We start from the raw sequence: 16,383 nt of genomic DNA, 5'->3' as shown, positions 1-16,383 counted from the left end.
AAAGTCTGCTTTCGGTTAATTTTATTTATTGACATAAGTTGAAGGAGACTTTAGATGGGTAAGAAAGTAAATGTAATAGGAGCAGGACTTGCAGGATGTGAGGCGGCGTATCAGCTGGCTAAAAGGGGTATTAATGTAACTCTTTATGAGATGAAGCCTGAAAAAAGTAGCCCTGCTCACCATTCTAATGATTTTGCAGAGTTGGTGTGCAGTAACTCCCTACGTTCAGCTCAACTTGAAAATGCAGTGGGACTGCTGAAAGAGGAACTCAGAACCATGGACTCACTGATAATGAGAGCAGCCGATGAAACCAGAGTTCCGGCAGGAGGAGCACTTGCTGTAGACAGAGAAGGATTTTCACAATATATAACCAAAGAAATTAAAGAAAATAGTAATATTGAGATAGTCAATAAAGAAATGGATACAGTACCAGATGAAAATATAACTATTATTGCAACAGGGCCTCTTACATCAGAACCGATGTTTAATTATATAAAAGGGATTACAGGCGAAGAATATCTTCACTTTTTTGACGCTGCAGCCCCAATAGTTACCTTCGATTCAATAAACATGAACAAGGCTTTCAGGGCTGCAAGGTATGGAAAGGGTTCAGAAGATTACATAAATTGCCCTATGAACAGAGAAGAATACGAAGTATTTTATGATGCTTTGATCAATGCTGAAGCTGCTGAAGTAAAAGATTTTGAAAAGAATATGGTTTTTGAAGGCTGTATGCCTATAGAAAGCATGGCTTACAGGGGAAAAGACACCATGAGGTTCGGGCCTTTGAAACCTGTAGGTCTCGTTGACGAAAGAACGAACGTAAAGTCCTACGCAGTAGTACAGCTAAGACAAGATAATAAAAATGCAACTCTGTACAATATTGTTGGTTTTCAGACTCACTTAAAATGGCCTGAGCAGAAAAGGGTTTTTAGTCTGATACCCGGACTTGAAAATGCAGAGTTCGTCAGATATGGTGTAATGCATAGAAACACCTATATCAATTCTCCTAAGCTCCTTGACAACACATACAGGCTAAAGAACAATGAAAACATGTATTTTGCAGGGCAGATAACCGGAGTTGAAGGGTATATAGAATCAACTTCATCAGGTTTTGTAGCAGGAATAAATGCAGCTGCTCAGTGCAGAGGAGGCGAAAGGATTGTATTTCCGCCAAATACCGCAATTGGAGCATTGAGCAATTATATATCCGATGGAAGTATAAGAAATTTTCAACCAATGAATGTTAATTTTGGAATATTTAGTGGAATAGATGAGATGATTGTTTCCATAAGAGATAAGAAAAAGAGAAATATGGAAATTGCAAAAAATTCTGTTAATTTTGTCAAAAAAGTAGAACTTTAAGGTTATTATATTCTGGGGAATTAGTCCTAATATGGTACAATAATAAGCTTTATTTATTGTATTTTTAATCTTTATATGCTAGAATTTAGCTAATAAAAGAGTTATATGGTTATATGCTATAAGTTGGGGGCGGGGTTATCATGATAGAAAAATTATATGAAAAAAACAATTTACTTGAAAAGTCTCTAAATGCCTCATGGGCCAGAAATGAGGTTATATCCCAAAATTTGGCTAATGTAGACACTCCAAATTATAAAAGAAAGGATGTCACTTTTGAAGAGTACCTGAATGATTCTCTTGACAGCAAAAGGCTTGAGGGGAATACAACTGATGAAAGGCATATACCTATAAAATCAAAGAATACTGATAAGATAAAGCCTGAAATTACTCAGGATAATTCAGATACCAGTATGCGTATTGATGGAAATAATGTGGATATAGACAGTGAAATGGCTTATCTGGCTAAAAACACCATTCAGTATAATTCGCTGATCCAAATGATTAACAGCAATTATAGCAGGATTAAAAATGTAATTTCAGAGGGGAGACGCTGATTATGGGTATTTTTAGTGCATTGGATATAAGTGCTTCAGGACTTACTGCTCAAAGAGTACGAATGGATACCATTTCTCAGAATATTGCGAATGCAAATACTACAAGAACCGCGGACGGTACACCCTATAGAAGAAGAGAAGTAGTATTTGAAGAACGTTCAGATTCAAATTCATTTTCTCAGGCTTTAGAGAATGCATCAAGCAAACTCAATGGAGGTAACGGAGTCAGGGTCAGTAGTATAGTGGAAGATCCTACTGATTTTAAAAAGGTATACGATCCGGGGCATCCTGATGCTGACGCAGAGGGATATGTAAATATGCCAAATGTAGATATTGTTACTGAAATGGTTAACATGATATCAGCAACAAGGTCATATGAAGCTAATGTTACATCAGTAAATGCTACCAAATCCATGGCACTGAAAGCTTTGGAAATTGGTAAATAATTGTAGTTTTTAATCAGGGGGGTTAAGGCATGGCGGTAGACAAGATAGGGGAAGTACAACGATTAATACCTGATAATTTTAGTCTTAAAGGAATTAATGATGATAAAAATACACCTGAAGTAAGTTTTGGAGATTATTTAAAATCAGCACTTACAAAGGTTACGGATCTGGAAAATCAATCTAATAAATTACAAGAAGATTTTGCTTTAGGCAAAACGGATAATATTCCCGAAGTTTTAATTGCTGGAGAAAAAGCTAGTGTTGCTCTACAATTTACCATGCAAATAAGAAACAAGATTTTAGATGCATATTCAGAAATAATGAGAATGCAGATATAGTCAGGAATTTATGTTAATTATGTAGAATTATGTAAATTTATTTTTAGGGTTCTATAAAGAAAACTAATGATGAAATAAATTATTTGATGAGGTGGTAGCTTTGCCAGAATTTTTAACTCGATTGCTCAAACCGCTTCTTGACTTCTGGAAGGGATTAGATAAATCTCAAAAAACGCGTATTTTTATTATAACAGGCATTGTTGTAGTCTCTGTAAGTATAGGACTATTTTTAATTACAAGGCCGACTTATACTACCGTTATTAACAATGCCAGTACTGAAGAAGTTGCTGCAATGCAGAAAATATTAAAAGAAAAAGGAATTTCATACAAGCTTACTGAGGATAAATCGGGTATTATTGTAAACGAAAAGGATAGTGACGAAGCTCATTTTGAATTGGCTACTGGTTACTCTAAAAATGGTTTAACTTTTGCCGATGCGCTTAGCAATATAAAAATAAACACAACTGAAAGTGATAAAAAGCACATCTGGCAGCAACTTGACGAATCAGATATTGCCAGACAGTTGATGCATTTTCAAAACATTGAAAATGCTGATGTAACTATTGTCAGACCTGAAAAGACTCTTTTGATTGATGATAACAACAGTAAGGATGCAAAGGCGTCGGTGGTTATTACTCCGAAAGATGAAATAAGTGCTAAGCAGGCTGAAAGTATAGTAAAAATAGTTGCAAGCAGTGTTGAGGGGTTGGACCCTAAAAACGTAACTGTCGTGGATAATAAAGGGAATGTACTTAATACGGACAGTGGCGACGGGATAGAAAAAACATCCACTCAATACGACATGAAAAAGAAGTACAAAAATGACCTTGAAAAAAATGTAAAAGAAGTATTGGTTGGTCAATTAGACAGTTTTGATACAGCCAAAGTAGTTGTAAATCCAGTTCTCGATTTTGATACTTTGACTCAGTCCTCAAAGGAATATACAAATCCTAATGGTGCAGACTCAGGTGCCATCACTAGCAGACAAGAGACAAAGGAAAATTTAAAAAACGGGGATACCGGAGGAACTCCCGGTGTAAATTCAAATCCCGGCACAACGCCATCCTATCCGGCGGGTTCCGATAGTTCTAAATCTTATAACAAATCAGATGTGACTGAGAATTTCCAATACAATGAAACAAATAAACAAAGTGAAAAGTCTTTGGGAGAACTTATTCCAGAGAAATCTTCTGCTGCCATTACTTTATTATATGGTAACAGAGTTGCTGACGATTCAAAGCTAAATGATGAAATGATTACTCAGGTAAAGAATCTGACAAGCAGGGCAACAGGTATTCCGGTAGAAAACATCGCAGTATCTAAATTAAAGATTCAGCCTCCTGTAGTAGAAAAACCATCTACGGCAGATACATTAAAGAGTCTTATTTCCAGTTATGGTTTACTTGCATTATTAGCATTGATGGCTATAGCTTTTGTAATAATCGCTTTACCAAAAAAATCAAAGCAGAAACTGGAGCCTGCATTTGCAATTGATGACGATACTGCACTTACATCTTCCAAATTTGCATATAGTGATATGAGACCTGATCCTGTTCCGGAAATTGATACAGAAGAGAGATCTGAGGTTAAAAAGCAGATTGATAAGTTTGTTAAGCAAAAACCGGATGCTGTTGCACAGTTGTTACGTAATTGGTTAACAGATGATTATGAATAGAAAAATGTATATGTGGGGTGAAAAGCTTGGCTAAAGCAAGTGCAAAGACAGAATACAGTGGGAGGGAAAAAGCTGCAATGCTGCTCATTTCCCTCGGCCCTGAGAAGTCAGCTGAGATATTCAAGCATTTAAAAGAAGATGAGATAGAACAGTTAACCTTGGAAATTGCCAACATTAGGGCTGTAACTCCCGACGAAAAGGAAAGAGTGCTTGATGAGTTCTATCAGATATGTCTTGCACAGGAGTATATTGCCGAAGGTGGTATCGGATATGCAAAAGATATACTTGAGAAGGCTTTAGGCTCTCAAAAGGCAGTTGACATAATAAATAAACTTACAGTATCTTTACAGGTTAGGCCTTTTGATTTTGTGCGAAAAACTGACCCGTCACAGTTGCTTAACTTTATTCAGGGGGAGCATCCTCAGACAATAGCGTTGATACTGGCATATTTAAAGCCTCATCAGGCATCTGTAGTGCTATCAGCCCTTCCGCAGGACAAGCAAGCAGATGTTGCACGTAGAGTAGCCACTATGGACAGAACATCTCCTGATATAATAAAGGAAGTTGAACGAATACTTGAAAAGAAGCTTTCTTCTTTGGTTACAGAGGATTATACTGCTGCCGGTGGCGTTCAATCTATTGTTGATATACTTAACTCTGTTGACAGAGGAACAGAAAAATTCATTATGGAAACATTGGAAATCGAAGATACCGATCTTGCAGAAGAAATTAAGAGACGTATGTTCGTATTTGAAGATATCCTTACTCTTGACGGAAGATCAATTCAGAGATTCCTCAGAGAAGTTGATAACAACCAGCTTGCAGTTGCTCTTAAGGGTGCAACAGATGATGTACAAAAGCTCATATTTGCTAATATGTCCAAGCGTCTGAGCGAAATGATCAGAGAAGATTTGGAATTTATGGGACCTGTAAGGCTCAAAGATGTTGAAGAAGCACAGCAGAAGATTGTTAATATTATTCGTAAGCTGGAGGATGCAGGTGAGATAGTTATTTCAAGAGGGGGAGGCGACGAAATAATTGTCTAATAAAATATACAAAAACAATCAGGTAAATGTCGGAGTTCCGTTTCAAGTTAAGTTTCCTGTAACCTATCAGCCTCCCGTAAGAAATATAGGACTTAAACTGGATTTTGAGCAAAGCGATGAAGAAGATCAGCAACAAGTCGAAAATAGTTCTATGGGTGAAGATATTATATATAAGGCCAAAGCAGAAGCGGATATGATAATAAGGGAAGCCTTGCTTGAAGCTAAGGATATTTTAAAAAATGCGTCTGCTGATGTAGAAAATCTTAAACAACAGGTTTCTGACGAAGCAAGGACAGAGGGCTATGAACAGGGATTAGCTCAGGCCAAACAGGAATATGAAGCGCTTATTAAGGAAGCTCAGGATATTAAGATGCAAGCAGGGATTGATTACAAGCAGATTCTGGATTCTCTGGAAGAGGATTCGGTAAATACTATTTTAGATATTGCTAAAAAAGTAATCAGTAAAGAATTAGAATGTAAGCAGAATATATTGCTCTTGGTTAAGGATGCTTTTGAGAAGTGTTCAAAGGACAGGAAGGCAATTCTCAAATTAAGTGAGCAGGATTTTGATTTTGTTAATGACAATAAGAATGAGTTAGAATCAATGCTTGAAAGGTCTGAGGAAATAGAAATCAAAAAGGATCTTTCATTAAAAGAAGGTGGCTGTATAATAGAGACTTCTTTCGGCAGCATTGATGCAAGTGCAGCAACTAAAATAGAAAAAATTGAAAATGACTTTATGGACATATTAAATGAATCAACAAATTAAGGTGCGTTGCAGCTTTCTTTACAGGAGGTCAAATGTCAGGCGTTAACCTAATAAAATACAGAGAAGCATTAAAGTCAAAAGAATACATAGATTATATCGGTAAGGTTTCGAAGGTTGTGGGACTTACTATAGAGTCGGATGGCCCTCAGGTTAGTATCGGGAACCTTTGTAATATACATATTTCCGGTGGCAATAAACTCAAGGCAGAGGTAGTAGGGTTTAAGGATGAGAAGGTTTTGCTGATGCCTCTGGGTGAAATGTTGGGCATGGGGCCGGGTAGCACTGTTTCAGCAAATGGCGACATATTAAAGGTTGCAGTGGGGCCTGAATTGATAGGGCGAGTTTTGGATGGTTTGGGCAATCCCATAGACGATAAGGGAAGCTTGCAATCCAAACATTTTTATAAAACCGACAATAAGCCTCCTAACCCTTTAACAAGAAAAAGGATTTCAGAGCCTTTACCTTTGGGAGTAAGAGCTATTGATGGACTTTTGACAATAGGTAAAGGACAGAGAGTTGGTATTTTTGCCGGAAGTGGTGTTGGTAAGAGTACCTTGATGGGTATGGTTGCAAGAAATACAAAAGCTGATATAAATGTTATTGCTTTAATTGGAGAACGGGGAAGAGAAGTAAGGGAGTTCTTGGAAAAGGATTTAACAGATGAAGGTTTGGCAAGGTCGGTAGTTGTAGTAGCTACTTCTGACCAGCCTGCGTTAATAAGGCTTAAAGGAGCCATGGTTGCCACAGCCATAGCCGAATACTTCAGGGATTGCGGCAAGGACGTACTGCTTTTAATGGATTCATTGACAAGATATGCAATGGCGCAAAGAGAAGTAGGACTTTCCATAGGGGAACCTCCTGTGTCACGAGGATATACACCTTCGGTTTTTTCTGTATTTCCTAAGTTACTAGAGAGGGCAGGGACTTCAGATAAAGGGTCTATAACAGGATTGTATACAGTACTGGTAGACGGTGATGACCTTACGGAACCTGTAACAGATACTGCCAGAGGAATTCTGGACGGACACATTGTCCTTTCAAGAGCAATGGCAAACAAAAATCATTATCCTGCCATTGATGTTCTCGCAAGTGTCAGCAGGGTTATGGGTGATATTATTGATAAAGATCATAAAAAATCTGCCAATGAAATAAAGAAAATAATGGCTGTGCATAGAGATGCAGAGGATTTAATTAATATAGGTGCATACGTAAAAGGAAGTAATGATAAGATAGACTATGCAATAGAGAATATTGATGACATAACTTCATTTCTTCAACAGGAGACAGATGAAAAGGTTTCCTTTGAGGATATACATTCACAAGTACTTAGTTTACTGAAATAGTAAAGGAGGCTGGGATTGATTGCAAAAGTTCGGATTTAGACTTGAATCTGTGCGGAATCTTAAAGTGCAGATGGAGGACAATGCTAAAAATAACCTGGCCTTAGCTTCAAGAGAGTTAGAGAAGCAAAAAGAATTTTTGACAGGTTTGAAAACAACCAGAGAATCTTCAATCAGTGAACTTAATTCAAAGGTAGACCAAGGAATTTCCATTAGTCAAATAAGAAGCTATAATAACTATTTGTCTTTCTTAAAACAAAAAATAACAGAACAGAAAGAAAATGTAAATATTGCTCAGAATCAGGTCGATATAAGAAGAGAGAGTCTGGTAAAAGCAGTGCAGGAACGAAAGATACTTGATAAATTAAGAGAAAAGAAATATAACGAGTTCTTGAAAGAACAGAGTAAAGCAGAACAACTATTAATAGATGAGCTTAACAGTTTTAAGTTCAAGGATGGTTCAGGAGAAGAAAATGCCGGAAAATATTAATATTACAGAACAAGATGAAAAAGTTGAAACACTTTTTAAAAAGACAGAAGCGTCAAAATCACAGGAAAAAAAGAAGACCAGCGCCCTTTTTTATATAGTATCAATAATAACAGCTTTGCTGCTTGTTGTTTTAATAATTGGGGGCGCATTATTTCTTGCTGTCAAATTTAATGTAAACGGTGTCGCAGACAGTATGGGAGACAGCATACGAGGAATACCTGTATTAAAGTGGTCTCTGCCGGAGAAACCTGAGCCTGATGACGAGAAAAATATGACTGAAGAGCAGGTAAGAAAGAAATATAACGAGATTAAGACACAAAAAGAAGAATTGGAAAAGCGGGCAGAAGACTTAACAAAACAGTTAGATAATTCTAAAAATCAGGTAACTGCCAAGGACAGCAATAGCACTTTACTTCAACAACAGAAGGACGCCCTTGAAAATGAAAAAAATAAATTGCAATCCCAAAAGGACAGTCTTCAAAAGGATTATGACAAATTGTCCCAAGTTATAGCTGCCGGAGACACAACCGAATATAAGAATTATTTTAAGAAAATTAATCCACAAAAAGCTCAAGAACTATATGAAAGCATTATGAAGGAAGAAAAGGCAAGTGCCGATGTTAAAAAATATTGCGCAATATACGAGAAAATGGACGCATCTGCAGTTGCAGGAATAATGGAACAGATGGGCAGCAGTAAAATGGCACTGTTAATCGATACAATGAAAAATCTTAAAAAGGATACCGCAGGTGCAATACTGGCTGAAATGAAACCTGAGTTTGCAGCAAAGGTATCTGAACAATTGGCTAAGGAATACAATGTAGGTGTTTCAGGAACTATTCAGAAAAAATAATTCAGGTAATAGGGGGAAGGGAGAATCCCTACCCCATTACATAAATATAATAAAAGCAAGGAGGTGAGAATATGATAATGACAAGTAGTAGCTTACTAAAACTTAATTTGAATCAGGACAGCGGTAATGACATTTTGAATGTGAAATCCAAAACGTCGCAGAGTTCACCAAGCACATCATTTAAGTCGGTACTTGATACCACTGTAAACAATTATTCAAAACGTAATGATACTGTGGTAAACAACAGTCCCAAACAGGACAATGACAGTAAAACAAAGTTTAAGTCCTTTGCAGAAGCTCAGATGAGCAGAAAGACGGCGGCAACAAAGTCAGTAGTGCAAACCGGTTCCAACAAAGAGTCAGCAGATGTAAATACAGATAAAGCTCAAGCATCTGACAAGTTTGATGAGCAGTTAATGGCTCTTGCACAAATGTTAGGGATTGCACCCGGGCAGTTGGCTGATCTGGCGAAACAACTTGGTTTCTCGTTGAAGGATCTCAAGAATGTTGAAAAATTGACTGTTTTTATGCAAAAGGTATCTGATTTGCTTCAACTCAATGACAAGCAAAAGGACATTCTGTTAAAGTTGGCAACAGAAGTTACCAGTCAGATAAAACCTAAATCTGAAGGCGTTAATGAAAAGAGTAATAACACTCAGGCCGATGAAGGTATTAATCAAGCAGGAAAGGCAGCTATTGATTTGTCAATGGTAGCTTCAAAGATTAAAGACAAGCTGGATACACTTATTGAAAACGGAAAGAATAATCTGGGGCTAATCAGTGATGAAGCAGCAAAAATAATAGCTGTAATGAAGTCTCAAGCGCAACCGACAGTATCTGCCGTTTCTCAGAATATCAATACTGATGCTGTAGCGGAAGTATCTCTTGAAGATGATGGTAAAAAGGCTGATACTGAAAAAGTTAGTACCGATACTAAAGCAAAAGAGATGCCTAAGGAGAATAGTCATGAAAGTACAGAGTCAACAAAGCCACAGTTGGGTATGCAAGGTTTGAATACATCAGCTCAAGCAGCAACAACAGATGAGCAGAATCTGGCTCAGAATTTTCAGACAGTAGGAGATGTTAAGGCCGTCCTAAATAACAGCCAAATAAATACTGAAAAGTCTGTGTTTTCAGTTCGCCAACCGATTAAAACCGCAGATGTTGTAAATCAGGTTATGGAACAGGCTAAAGTCATTCTGGGACAGGATAAAACAGAAATGGTTATTCAGCTCAAGCCGGATCACTTAGGAAAGCTTGAATTAAAGGTTGTTACTGAACAGGGTATAGTAGCTGCAAAATTTATCGCTGAAAGTCAGCAGGTAAAAGAAATTATTGAAACAAATATGCAGTTGCTGAAAGATTCACTGCAAAAACAGGGCATAGCAATAGACGGTGTGAGTGTTCAGGTTGGACAGGATAACAGAAGTGAAAACCGTAATCAGAGTTTGTCTCAAGGCAAAAATAACAGTTCACAAAATGGAATGAACCGTGCAGAAGGTGTTACAGGGTCAGTTGCCGGAGTAAGTCTTTTGGAGAATCTTCCCGAGAGGTTGGCGCAGTATACTGATGACCTGAATACAATTAATTTTACTGCATAGAAAGGAGTTAATGTTATGGCTCAAACAAGCGGAATAAATAATCCGTATACAATTGATCAGATAATCGAAAATACCAAGAATAAGCAGGCTGCTGCTGCCAGAAAAACAGGCGGTGAACTTGGAAAAAATGATTTTCTAAATCTATTGGTAACACAGCTAAGATATCAGGACCCATTGCAGCCTGTAGACGACAAGGAGTTTATAGCTCAAATGGCTCAATTCAGCTCATTAGAACAAATGCAGAATATGAACGGGTCTATGACTAAATCACAGGCATTTACGTTAATAGGTAAAGTTATTACGGCAACAACTACAGATGACAAAACCCTTGAAGTAAATTCGGTACAGGGTACAGTTACAAGTGTTAAAATGAAGGATGGAAAAACCTTTGTTGTTGTTAATAACAAGGATGTTGATGTAGACAGGATTACACAGGTTGATGACGCACTTTACAATTCTTATGGAAATCTGGCCGACTATTCAACTCTATTAGGTTATAAAGTAAAAGGTGCTGTATACGACTCATCCAATGGTAATGTTATTTATCTCTCAGGAAATGTAAAACAGATTCAGAGAGGTGCTAACGAGGACTACGCAGTTATGGATGGTGTAAACGTTGAAGTTGCTGAAGTAACGGGCTCGACTTCTGCAGATCCGAATTATATAAAGGACTATCTTGAACAAAGGGTAAAAGGAACAACAGAAGCCGATAAACAGGTTAAGTTAACCATAAAGGACAGCACCACAGGAGCAAAGGTACCTGTTACAGCAACCTTGAAGAGCTACAGTATAGATGAAAACACAGGTAAGATAACTGCAGTTCTTGATAACATGTACATATCGGTATACAGTGTATCAAACATACAGAAGCCGTAGGCATATGATTGGGAGTTGTTAAGTGAGAGAAGGTGAGTTATGGTAATCAATAATAATTATTCAAACCGGATAATTAAACCGCCATTAACAACCGGGAAGGTTCAAACGGGGAATCCCAGAAATGTCAACACTAATTCTGCAGGAGTTAATTTTGATAATTTTCTTCAGCAGGCAATTGACAAGGGTTCCGGAGTTAAATTTTCAAAACATGCTGAAATGAGAATGCAAGCAAGAAATATTGATCTTACCCAGACTCAAAAGGACAAGATCAGTAATGCGGTTTCAAAAGCTCAGCAAAAAGGAATTAAGGACTCGCTGGTAATACTTGATGACATGGCTTTTGTTGTTAACGTAAACAGTAAAACGGTTGTGACGGCAGTGAATAATAGTGAATTAAAAGAAAATGCATTTACAAACATTGATGGTGCAATTTTTGCATAGCAAGTGAAATTCGGCTGGACCCTAACGGGAGGCTGAAAGAATGTTCCCGAACGACGGACGGAACAATAAGATAACCTTAAAATGAGGGGGTCAAAAAATTATGATGAGATCTATGTTTTCTGGTGTATCAGGACTAAAGGCACACCAGGCAAAAATGGACGTTATAGGTAATAACGTTGCAAATGTAAACACACTAGGTTTTAAAGCAGGAAGGGTAACCTTTCAGGAAATATTCAACCAGACCTTGAGAGGTGCGGGAGCACCAGATGCTGCCACTGCAAGAGGCGGTACAAATCCTATGCAGATTGGTTTGGGTATTGCGGTCGGTTCAATCGACAACCAAATGACAGGCGGAAGTCCCCAAAGAACAGATAACCCCACTGATTTGTCTATTTCAGGAAACGGCTTCTTTATAGTTAAAGGCTCGGCTGCTGATACCTTCAAATTTACCAGAGCAGGAAACTTTGGTCTGGACAAGTTGGGTAATCTGGTATCAGGTGACGGTATGAATGTGTATGGTTGGACTAAATATGAACAGCAAGGTGATGGTACGGTAAAGTTTGATACAGAAGCGCCGATTGGCCCGATAAATCTGTACTCAGATGCAACAAACGGAAACAAAAAGATAATAGCTGCAAAGGCTACTACTTATGCAGAATTTTCAGGAAATCTGAATTCAGCTCAGAAAGCGGTAGCAACACCACCTGCAACACCACCAGCTTCAGATGAACAGTTTATTATGCCATACACGGTATTTGATTCTTTAGGAAATGCACACGAAATGACACTGACCTTTACAAAGGCTGCTCCTACTGGAACGCCTCCTACGACAACATGGACATATACGCTGGCTGCTAAAGCAGGGGATGGAACAGTCCCTATTCCAACTACAGGTACACTGAAATTCGATGGAGAAGGTAAGCTGACTTCCGACACTGTCAACAGTATCAAAGTAACAATGACACCAACTGCTGGTGCAAACCCATTTGATGTTACACTTGATTTCAAGAAGCTTACCCAGTTTTCAGGTGACAGCTCTGTAAAACCATCCAATATTAACGGTTATACAACAGGTAATCTTGTTACCTTTAACATTGGTTCAGATGGTATGATAACAGGAGTATACAGTAATGGTCAGCAACAGCCTCTGGGACTTATAGCACTTGCAGGTTTTGATAATCCTGCCGGTTTACAAAAGGTGGGAGGAAACCTGTTTATGCCTACAACAAACTCCGGTGACTTTAATAAAGGTGTACCGGCAGGTTCACAGGGAGTAGGAACCTTGAGTCCCGGTACTCTAGAAATGTCAAATGTAGACCTTTCTAGAGAGTTTACGGATATGATTGTTACACAGAGAGGTTTTCAGGCAAACAGCAGAATTATAACAACATCCGATGAAATGTTGCAGGAACTTGTAAACCTGAAGAGGTAATTTGTTAGTTAATAATAACTACTATAGACTAAGGCTTAAAGCCTAGTCTATAGTAGTAAAATATCGATTTTGGTCCTGTTTTGTAAATTTGTTGAGATTTATCTATTGTGTTTTTGGAGTAAAAATATTATGATAAGATTGACTAGGTTAAACAAGACGACCTTTGTCTTGAACAGCGATTTAATAGAGTGTTTTGAGAGTACACCAGATACTGTTATAACACTTACCAACAGTAAAAAATATGTAGTTTGTGAGAGCATTGACGAAGTTGTTGAAAAGGTAATGCAATTCAAAGCTGGTATTTTAAAATACGCTAATGAGAGTTAGCACTGAAGTCCCAGATAATAGATATAGAGAGATAAATAATGTGTTGACATTTTTTGTGCTAATGTAATTATTTGCTGGATACATAAGCTTGAAGGGGGATATAGATTTGGAGGGAAAAAGCAGCTATTTTATTTTATTGGTGATTGTGGCTTTTTTATCGATTACACTTGCTTTCCTTGCAATTGGGTTCTTCGTTTTTGGAAATCATGGTTCAGGAGGAGAGAAAGAGGCTGTTGCTGTAACAAACACGGCACCAACTGATAGTGAGCTTGCTGTTAAAAAACTTTTTGAAAATAAAAACTTCAACCTAAAAAAGACCAATGACAAGCAAGTTGCAGTAGTTTCAGTTACTGCCAGTCTTAAGTATTTTAAAAAAGTCGATGGCATGAAGGAAGAAGAAGTAGCAGCTAAGATTGATTTCTATTCAGGTGAGATTAATGATGCCATAGGAACATACTTTAAGGGGCAAACCTTAGAAGATGTGAGCCAAGTGGATGCCAGTAAAAAAGCTTCTGATTATCTCACAAAAAAGATAAATGAAATACTGACAAAAAATGAAAAGAAGCCAAATCCTCTAGTTCACGCATTGGTATTCGATTACATGTTATATCAATAGGGGGGTGGACTTATGGGAGATATACTTTCTCAAAATGAGATTGATGAGCTGTTAAAGGCTTTAACAACAGGGGATATAGATGTACAGCAGATTCAATCAACTAAAACCGAAAAGAAAGTTAAAATTCATGATTTTAAGAAACCGCCTAAGTTTGCAAATGATCACAAAAGGACATTGCAATTTATCAATGAAAACTATGCACGACTGGTTCAGTCGTTTTTATCTGGATATTTAAGATCATTGGTACAGGTAGATGTTTTATCGGTGGATGCCCTTCAATATAGTGAATTCAGTAACTCTCTGGCAAACCCGATAATTCTTGGGATTGTTGATTTTACTCCATTAAATGGCTCAGTAATATTCGAAATGGACCCGAGCATTGCATATGCCCTTATTGATAGGATTCTTGGGGGCAGAGGTGCATCAATGGAGAGAGTCCGTTCATTTACAGAGATAGAATTAGCTATTATAGAGAGGATTATCATTCAGATACTCAATTTGATGAGGGAGCCTTGGGAAAGTATTATTGCAATAAAACCAAGACTCGAAAAAATTGAGACCAATGCACAGTTTGCACAGATAATCCATCCAAATGAAATGGTTGCTTTGATTACATTGAATGTTGTAGTTGGGGAAGTAAAGGGTATGATTAATATTTGTATTCCTCATATGACGGTTGAACCTATAATGCCTAAACTCAGTACAAAACTTTGGTTTACCAACGTTGAGAACGAAAAGATTGAACACAATAAATCCGATATTGAGTTCAAGATTGAGCATACATATGTTCCTGTGAGGGCAGTGCTGGGAAAAACATCTATAAGCATAAGTGAGTTTCTTGATTTGCAGAGCGGGGATGTTTTGCCTCTTGATACAAATGTTAATGGAGACCTTGAAATATTGGTAGGTGATTTGCCTAAGTTTAATGCTAAACCGGGTGTTAAAAAGAATAAAGTGGCAGTTAAAATTACTGAAGTTCTTAGAAGGGAGGAAGATTAATGGGAGATATGCTCACACAAGCAGAAATAGATGCACTATTGAATGGTACTTCCTCTTCAGAAGAACCAGACGAAGCAACAGGCAGCAACAGTAACACTGAGACACTGACATCACAGGAAATTGATGCACTGGGAGAAATAGGGAATATAAGCATGGGTACTTCTGCAACTACACTATTTACTTTATTATCCCAGAAGGTAACAATAACTACTCCTAATGTAACGCTATCTACTTGGGAAGAGTTATCCAAGAGCTATTCTTCTCAGTACGTTGCTGTAAAAGTGGAATACACAGACGGATTGATTGGCTCTAATCTTTTAATCTTAAAGCAGGATGATGTCAAAATCATTACTGATTTAATGATGGGAGGAGAAGGTGTCAAAATAGAAGGTGATCTGACCGATCTTCATTTAAGTGCAATCAGTGAAGCCATGAACCAAATGATTGGGTCCTCAGCGACATCTATGTCGTCCATGTTTTCCAAGAGGATTGACATATCACCGCCAAAGGCATATACTGTAAGTTTTGACAGCAGTGATCCATATGGTGAGTTTAGGCCGGATGAATATTTAGTTAAAATAGCCTTTAAAATGGTTGTTGGAAATTTGATTGATAGTGAAATAATGCAGCTGCTTCCAATTAAGTTTGCCAAGGAGCTTGTGTCATCATTATTAAATTCAACAGAAGATAAACGGGATTCAGCAATACCTGAACCTCCGAGAACTCCTGAACCGCCACAACAGGTACCATCGTTCAGTAATCAAAATTCATACATAGAGCCACCTGTACAGCCCGTAATGCAACCGCAAATGCAACAGCCGGTGATGCAGCAACAGGCTATGCCTAACTTTGGCTTTGATGGAGGTTATCAGGAGCCTCAAAGGCAAAGGAGTCCTGTAAGTGTTCAGCCTGTGCAATTTCAGGCTTTTGATGATGGGCTTTCAGCAACAGAGAAAAAGAACATAAGCCTTATTATGGACTTGCCTCTGCAAGTAACAGTTGAACTGGGAAGAACTCAAAAATTAATAAAAGATATACTTGAGTTTGGATCCGGTTCAGTAATTGAGCTTGATAAACTGGCAGGTGAACCCGTAGACATATTAGTCAACGGTAAAGCCATTGCCAAGGGAGAAGTTGTTGTTATTGATGAAAGCTTTGGTGTAAGGATTACAGATATAATTCATCCATCAAAACGATTATAGTTATAAAATCAAC

General features: G+C 37.8%; 18 protein-coding genes. All 18 read left to right on the top strand.

The features are described 5' to 3' along the window. The first annotated feature begins 54 nt into the window (after window positions 1-54). The 18 genes from trmFO to fliY all read left to right on the top strand — a co-directional run bounded on the left by trmFO (window position 55) and on the right by fliY (window position 16,370). Entirely contained in the window at window positions 55-1,365 is a 1,311-nt protein-coding gene (gene trmFO / locus P0092_RS13835; protein WP_004622027.1) for a methylenetetrahydrofolate--tRNA-(uracil(54)-C(5))-methyltransferase (FADH(2)-oxidizing) TrmFO, read from the top strand. Between the two features lie 140 nt (window positions 1,366-1,505). Then, on the top strand, window positions 1,506-1,919 hold the full coding sequence (flgB, locus tag P0092_RS13830; protein ID WP_004622025.1) for a flagellar basal body rod protein FlgB: 414 nt from the start codon (window positions 1,506-1,508) through the stop codon (window positions 1,917-1,919). A gap of 2 nt (window positions 1,920-1,921) precedes the next feature. Continuing rightward, entirely contained in the window at window positions 1,922-2,365 is a 444-nt protein-coding gene (gene flgC, locus P0092_RS13825; RefSeq protein ID WP_004622023.1) for a flagellar basal body rod protein FlgC, read from the top strand. 29 nt (window positions 2,366-2,394) lie between these two features. Next, window positions 2,395-2,703: a flagellar hook-basal body complex protein FliE gene (fliE, locus tag P0092_RS13820; RefSeq protein WP_004622021.1), complete on the top strand. Its 309-nt coding sequence runs from the start codon at window positions 2,395-2,397 to the stop codon at window positions 2,701-2,703. A 100-nt stretch (window positions 2,704-2,803) separates the two neighbouring features. Then, window positions 2,804-4,378, top strand: coding sequence for a flagellar basal-body MS-ring/collar protein FliF (gene fliF / locus P0092_RS13815; protein ID WP_004622019.1), 1,575 nt, complete (start codon window positions 2,804-2,806; stop codon window positions 4,376-4,378). Between the two features lie 17 nt (window positions 4,379-4,395). Next, window positions 4,396-5,424, top strand: a complete 1,029-nt coding sequence (gene fliG / locus P0092_RS13810) for a flagellar motor switch protein FliG (protein ID WP_004622017.1) — start codon at window positions 4,396-4,398, stop codon at window positions 5,422-5,424. Then, window positions 5,417-6,193, top strand: coding sequence for a FliH/SctL family protein (locus P0092_RS13805; RefSeq protein ID WP_004622016.1), 777 nt, complete (start codon window positions 5,417-5,419; stop codon window positions 6,191-6,193). Before fliG ends, P0092_RS13805 begins: the two co-directional genes overlap by 8 nt. A 32-nt stretch (window positions 6,194-6,225) precedes the next feature. After that, entirely contained in the window at window positions 6,226-7,536 is a 1,311-nt protein-coding gene (gene fliI / locus P0092_RS13800) for a flagellar protein export ATPase FliI (RefSeq protein WP_004622013.1), read from the top strand. A 19-nt stretch (window positions 7,537-7,555) separates the two neighbouring features. Next, window positions 7,556-8,023, top strand: coding sequence for a flagellar export protein FliJ (gene fliJ / locus P0092_RS13795; protein ID WP_004622011.1), 468 nt, complete (start codon window positions 7,556-7,558; stop codon window positions 8,021-8,023). Further along, complete coding sequence (locus tag P0092_RS13790; RefSeq protein ID WP_004622010.1) at window positions 8,007-8,876, top strand: MotE family protein; 870 nt, start codon at window positions 8,007-8,009, stop codon at window positions 8,874-8,876. The genes fliJ and P0092_RS13790 overlap by 17 nt, the downstream gene beginning before the upstream one ends. 71 nt (window positions 8,877-8,947) lie before the next feature. Beyond that, complete coding sequence (locus P0092_RS13785; RefSeq protein WP_004622007.1) at window positions 8,948-10,477, top strand: flagellar hook-length control protein FliK; 1,530 nt, start codon at window positions 8,948-8,950, stop codon at window positions 10,475-10,477. 15 nt (window positions 10,478-10,492) lie between these two features. Next, window positions 10,493-11,353, top strand: a complete 861-nt coding sequence (locus P0092_RS13780; protein WP_004622006.1) for a flagellar hook capping FlgD N-terminal domain-containing protein — start codon at window positions 10,493-10,495, stop codon at window positions 11,351-11,353. A gap of 39 nt (window positions 11,354-11,392) precedes the next feature. Continuing rightward, entirely contained in the window at window positions 11,393-11,794 is a 402-nt protein-coding gene (locus P0092_RS13775) for a TIGR02530 family flagellar biosynthesis protein (protein WP_004622004.1), read from the top strand. Between the two features lie 100 nt (window positions 11,795-11,894). Next, complete coding sequence (locus tag P0092_RS13770; RefSeq protein ID WP_004622003.1) at window positions 11,895-13,226, top strand: flagellar hook protein FlgE; 1,332 nt, start codon at window positions 11,895-11,897, stop codon at window positions 13,224-13,226. 129 nt (window positions 13,227-13,355) lie between these two features. Beyond that, a complete protein-coding gene (locus tag P0092_RS13765) occupies window positions 13,356-13,553 on the top strand; it encodes a flagellar FlbD family protein (protein ID WP_004622001.1) in 198 nt (65 codons plus the stop codon). A gap of 106 nt (window positions 13,554-13,659) precedes the next feature. Continuing rightward, window positions 13,660-14,169: a flagellar basal body-associated FliL family protein gene (locus tag P0092_RS13760; protein ID WP_004621999.1), complete on the top strand. Its 510-nt coding sequence runs from the start codon at window positions 13,660-13,662 to the stop codon at window positions 14,167-14,169. 12 nt (window positions 14,170-14,181) lie between these two features. Next, entirely contained in the window at window positions 14,182-15,168 is a 987-nt protein-coding gene (fliM, locus tag P0092_RS13755; RefSeq protein WP_004621997.1) for a flagellar motor switch protein FliM, read from the top strand. Beyond that, window positions 15,168-16,370, top strand: a complete 1,203-nt coding sequence (gene fliY / locus P0092_RS13750; RefSeq protein ID WP_004621995.1) for a flagellar motor switch phosphatase FliY — start codon at window positions 15,168-15,170, stop codon at window positions 16,368-16,370. The genes fliM and fliY overlap by 1 nt, the downstream gene beginning before the upstream one ends. Window positions 16,371-16,383 lie beyond the last annotated feature (13 nt).

It is taken from the genome of Ruminiclostridium papyrosolvens DSM 2782 (assembly GCF_029318685.1).
Classification (GTDB): domain Bacteria; phylum Bacillota; class Clostridia; order Acetivibrionales; family DSM-1351; genus Ruminiclostridium; species Ruminiclostridium papyrosolvens.
This window is presented reverse-complemented; position numbering and strand designations above follow the sequence as displayed.